The sequence below is a fragment of the Micromonospora foliorum genome, assembly GCF_022229015.1.
Classification (GTDB): Bacteria; Actinomycetota; Actinomycetes; order Mycobacteriales; family Micromonosporaceae; genus Micromonospora; species Micromonospora foliorum.
The window spans coordinates 1-4,769 of the sequence record NZ_JAKKFF010000269.1 but is presented as its reverse complement, the minus strand read 5'-3'; the positions used below and the strand labels follow the sequence as shown (position 1 = coordinate 4,769).

At 71.1% G+C, this 4,769-nt stretch carries 4 protein-coding genes and 1 pseudogene; 3 read left to right on the top strand and 2 right to left on the bottom strand.

Features of this window, described 5'->3' with window-relative positions; all coding sequences use genetic code 11:
* A pseudogene (locus tag PSH25_RS20070) lies at positions 1 to 302 on the top strand (acetyl-CoA C-acyltransferase); the annotation flags it as partial.
* Here the strand turns inward: PSH25_RS20070 and PSH25_RS20065 are convergent.
* Positions 248 to 760 carry an HIT family protein gene (locus tag PSH25_RS20065; protein WP_196930193.1) on the bottom strand — a complete coding sequence of 171 codons (513 nt, stop codon included), beginning with the start codon at positions 758 to 760 and terminating at the stop codon, positions 248 to 250. The pseudogene PSH25_RS20070 and the gene PSH25_RS20065 sit on opposite strands and share 55 nt — an antisense overlap.
* Positions 761 to 925: 165 nt before the next feature.
* Here PSH25_RS20065 and PSH25_RS20060 point away from each other — a divergent pair, with 165 nt between their 5' ends.
* Positions 926 to 1,666, top strand: a complete 741-nt coding sequence (locus PSH25_RS20060) for a D-Ala-D-Ala carboxypeptidase family metallohydrolase (protein WP_238660554.1) — start codon at positions 926 to 928, stop codon at positions 1,664 to 1,666.
* Positions 1,667 to 2,010: 344 nt separating this feature from the next.
* Here the strand turns inward: PSH25_RS20060 and thrS are convergent, their stop codons facing one another.
* A complete protein-coding gene (gene thrS / locus PSH25_RS20055) occupies positions 2,011 to 4,020 on the bottom strand; it encodes a threonine--tRNA ligase (protein ID WP_238660552.1) in 2,010 nt (669 codons plus the stop codon).
* 188 nt (positions 4,021 to 4,208) lie between these two features.
* Between thrS and PSH25_RS20050 the strand changes: the two genes are divergently transcribed.
* A partial coding sequence (locus PSH25_RS20050) for a DUF1775 domain-containing protein (RefSeq protein ID WP_238660551.1) occupies positions 4,209 to 4,769 on the top strand: 561 nt, incomplete at its 3' end.

Genomic DNA, 4,769 nt, shown 5'->3' with positions numbered 1-4,769 from the left:
CCCTGCAGGAGGGCGGCCTTAGCTTGGCCGACCTGGACCTCATCGAGATCAACGAGGCGTTCGCGCAGGTTGGTGTCCAGTCCACCCGGGACCTCGGGATCAGCCCGGACAAGGTCAACGTCAACGGCGGCGCGATCGCGCTGGGCCACCCGATCGGCATGTCCGGCGCGCGTCTCGTCCTCACCCTCGCCCTGGAGCTGAAGCGGCGCGGCGGTGGCACCGGTGCGGCGGCGCTCTGTGGCGGCGGTCAGGACGGCCAGGCGCGGGCGAGCAGGTCGCGGGTGTCGCCGAGCAGCTGCGGGAGGACCTTGGTGCGGCCGATCACCGGCATGAAGTTCGCGTCGCCGCCCCAGCGCGGCACCACGTGCTGGTGCAGGTGCGCGGCGATGCCGGCGCCGGCCACCCCGCCCTGGTTCATGCCCAGGTTGAAGCCGTGGGCGTTGCTGACCTTACGGATCACCCGCATGGCGGTCTGGGTGTACGACGCCAGCTCGGTGGTCTCCGGCACGTCCAGGTCGGTGTAGTCGGCGACGTGCCGGTAGGGGCAGACCAGCAGGTGCCCCGGGTTGTACGGGTAGAGGTTGAGCACCACGAACACGTGCTCGCCCCGGGCCACCACCAGGCTCTCCTCCGGGGGCAGCTTCGGCCCCCGGCAGAAGGGGCAGCCGGTCGGCTTCTCGTAGCCCTCGGCCGGGCGGTCCTCGCCGGAGATGTAGGTCATCCGGTGCGGCGTCCAGAGCCGCTCCAGGCCGTCGGCCATGCCGTCGATGTCCGTGTGCCGTTCCGCCCCTGTCACGAGCCGATCCTACGGAGCCCTGCGGGCACGCCGCGACACCCGCCCGTCAGGAAACCCGGCACTGCAAGTTCTTGACGGATCAATACCAAGGCCTGAAACTTCCATGCATCCACGTACTTCCATTGATTGATGGAGGGCTACATGTTCCGACGGCTCGGCAGGTTCCTCGCGGCAGTTGCGCTGACCGCCGCCACCACAGTGGCCGGCGTCACCCTCACTGCCGGCGCGGCCCAGGCGGACGGCTGCTACACCTGGGGACGCACCCTGTCCCAGGGGGCGTCCGGCGAGGATGTCCGGCAACTCCAGATCCGGGTCGCCGGCTACCCCGGCTACGGCGCGGTGCTCACCCTCGACGGCGCGTACGGCCCGGCCACCCGATCGGCGGTGATCCGCTTCCAGCAGGCGTACGGGCTGCCCGCGGACGGCATCGCCGGCCCACAGACGTTCAACCGGCTCTACGCCCTCCAGGACGACGACTGCACCCCGGCCAACTTCAGCTACGCAGAGTTGAACAAGTGCAACAGCGACTGGTCCGGCGGCGCGGTCTCGGCGAGCACCGCCCGCTTCAACGCGCTCGTCTCGATGTGGAAGCTCCAGGCCATGCGACACGCCCTCGGAGACGTGGCCATCGCGATCAGCAGCAGCTTCCGCAGCTACGCCTGCAACAGCGCGGTCGGCGGAGCGTCGAACAGCCGACACCTGTACGGCGACGGGGTGGACCTGGTCGGGTCCCCGTCGCTCTGCCGGCTGGCACAGCAGGCCCGCAACCATGGCTTCGGGCAGATCCTCGGCCCCGGCTACCCGGACCACAACGACCACACCCACGTGGCGGCCGTCGGAGGCTGGTCAGCGCCCACCTGCGGCATCTGACACCCGGCACCGCCTCCCGCGCCCGCCTCCCCCGGCCGCCGGGCTCCCGAAACCGGCCCCCCGACGCCGGGCTCCCGACGCCGGCCCCCCGACGATGGGCTCCCGACGCCGGGCTCCCGACGCCGGGCCCCCGACGATGGCCCCCGACGCCGGCCCTCTGGGCGAAGATCGCGCTGGAACATGGAAGCAGTGGCCTCCCCGACCGGGGAGGCCACTACTTCGTGGATCGAGCGCGATCATGCGACACGCGGGCGGCACGCGGGCCGCGAGCGAGCCGCGAGCGAGCCGCGAGCGAGCCGGACGCGAGTTGCGACGGGCGGCACGCGGGCCGGGCGGTGGTCTCGCTATTCGGCGGCGGCGGAGGGGCCGACGTTGGTCCGTGAGCTGACCACGTCCAGCACGTGGGTCACCGCCTCGGCGATCGGCACCCCGTTGCGCTGGGAGCCGTCGCGGTAACGGAACGAGACCGTGCCGGCGGCCACGTCGTCGTCTCCGGCGATCACCATGAACGGGATCTTCTGCTGCTGCGCCGTCCGGATCTTCTTCTGCATCCGGTCGTCACCCGCGTCCACCTGTGCCCGGATGCCCTCGGCGCGCAGCGCCGCGACGAAGCCGTGCAGGTAGTCGGTGTGGTCCTCGCGGATCGGGATGCCCACCACCTGCACCGGCGCCAGCCAGGCCGGGAAGGCGCCCGCGTAGTGCTCGGTGAGCACCCCGAAGAACCGCTCGATCGACCCGAACAGCGCACGGTGGATCATCACGGGCCGCTGCCGGCTGCCGTCGGCGGCCTGGTACTCCAACGCGAACCGCTCCGGCTGGTTGAAGTCGACCTGGATGGTGGACATCTGCCAGGTCCGGCCGATGGCGTCGCGGGCCTGTACGGAGATCTTCGGCCCGTAGAACGCCGCGCCGCCCGGGTCGGGCACCAGGTCCAGGCCGGAGGTGGCGGCGGCGGTCCGCAGCGCCTCGGTGGCCTCGGCCCAGTCCTCGTCGGCACCGATGAACTTGGGCGAGTCGTCCCGGGTCGACAGCTCCAGGTAGAAGTCGTCCAGGCCGTAGTCGCGCAGCAGGTCGAGCACGAAGCTGAGCAGCGTGGACAGCTCGCCGGCCATCTGCTCACGGGTGCAGTAGATGTGCGAGTCGTCCTGGGTCAGGCCCCGGACCCGGGTCAGGCCGTGCACGACGCCGGACTTCTCGTACCGGTAGACCGTGCCGAACTCGAACATCCGCAGCGGCAGCTCCCGGTACGACCGCCCGCGCGACCTGAAGATCAGGTTGTGCATCGGGCAGTTCATCGCCTTGAGGTAGTAGTCCGCGCCCTCCAGCTGCATGGGCGGGAACATGGTGTCCGCGTAGTACGGCAGGTGACCGGAGGTCTGGAACAGCTGCGCCTTGGTGATGTGCGGGGTGTTGACGAACTCGTACCCCGCCGCCTCGTGCCGCTGGCGGGAGTAGTGCTCCATCTCGCGGCGGATGATGCCGCCCTTGGGGTGGAAGACCGCCAGGCCGGAGCCGATCTCGTCGGGGAAGCTGAACAGGTCGAGGTCCGCGCCGAGCTTGCGGTGGTCGCGCCGGGCGGCCTCCTCCAACAGCTTCAGGTACGCCTTGAGCTCGTCGCGGGTCGGCCACGCGGTGCCGTACACCCGCTGCAGTTGGGGGTTCTTCTCCGACCCCCGCCAGTAGGCGGCGGCGGAACGCATCAGCTTGAACGCGCCGATCAGTCGGGTGGTCGGCAGGTGAGGACCCCGGCACAGGTCCGACCAGCAGACCTTGTCCTCCTTGGCGTCGAGGTTGTCGTAGATGGTCAGCTCGCCGCCGCCCACCTCCATCACCTCGTCGGTGTCCAGGCCCTCGCCCTTGACCTCGATCAACTCCAGCTTGAACGGCTCGTCGGCCAGCTCGGAGCGCGCCTCGTCCAGGCTGCCGAAGCGACGGCGACGGAACCGCTGCCCGGACTTGATGATCTCCTGCATGCGCTTCTCGAGCTTGCTGAGGTCATCGGGCTGGAACGGCTTGTCGACGTCGAAGTCGTAGTAGAAGCCGTTCTCGATGGGCGGCCCGATGCCCAGCTTGGCCTCGGGGAAAATGTCCTGCACGGCCTGGGCGAGGACGTGCGCGGTGGAGTGGCGCAGCACGTTGAGCCCGTCGGGCGAGTCCAGGCTGACCGGCTCGACGACGGTCTCCTCGGCCGGCGCCCAGTCCAGGTCGCGCAGCTGGCCCTGCGGGTCGCGGACCACGACGATCGCCTTGGGGCCGTTCGCGGGCAGTCCGGCCGCGGCCACCGCGTCGGCCGCCGTGGTCCCGGCGGCGACGACGACGGGGTCGGCCACGGCGGGGGTACGGGGTGCGGACACGGTGACTCCTCCAAGCGGTACGAAACGGTGCCGATCCTCGGCTCCTGCCGATGCTATCGGTCGCCCCGCCCCCGACCGGGAAGGGCACCTTCCTTCCGCCGACGTTGAACCTTTGGCGCCTCCCAGCCGAACTAGAGGGTGTGGCCGGAAACCGGTGCCGGCCGCGTCGACATGGATGGGGGCACGAGATGGCGAGCACGTACGGCGGTTCCCGTCGGCGGCGGATCGTGGCGGCGACCGCGGTGAGCGCCGCTGGGCTGCTGCTCTGGCCGGGCACGGCGTACGCGGCGGACGTGACGACCACCCCGACGGAGGCCCGCCAGGGCGACGCGGTACGGCTGGAGTTCACCGTTCCGGAGGAGCGGGCCGGCACGAAGACCAACCAGATCGAGGTACGGCTGCCGGCCGACGCGCCGATCGCCGAGGTCTACCCCATGTCGGTGAACGGCTGGGCGCCCCGGATCAGCTCCCGCACCCTGGACAAGCCGGTGGCCGGCATCCACTCCTCCGGGGTGAGCACGGTGACCAGCGCGGTGACCTGGGTCCGGGTCGGTGAGAGCGACCCCGGGCCGGCCCGGTTGGCGCTCTCCATGGGGCCGATGCCGCAGGCCGAGCGGCTCACCTTCGAGGTCGTCCAGACGTACGCCGATGGCACGGTGGTCCGGTGGGCGGACGCCGCAGGTCCGCACCGGGCCCCGGCCCTCACCCTGCTGCCGGCGGCGCCCGGCGCGGCGGGTCCGGCCGCACAC

Excerpts from the sequence above, each read along its gene's own strand:
- PSH25_RS20065 (WP_196930193.1), bottom strand. The coding sequence starts at position 760 with ATGGCCGACGGCCTGGAGCGGCTCTGGACGCCGCACCGGATGACCTAC.
- PSH25_RS20060 (WP_238660554.1), top strand. The coding sequence starts at position 926 with ATGGAGGGCTACATGTTCCGACGGCTCGGCAGGTTCCTCGCGGCAGTT.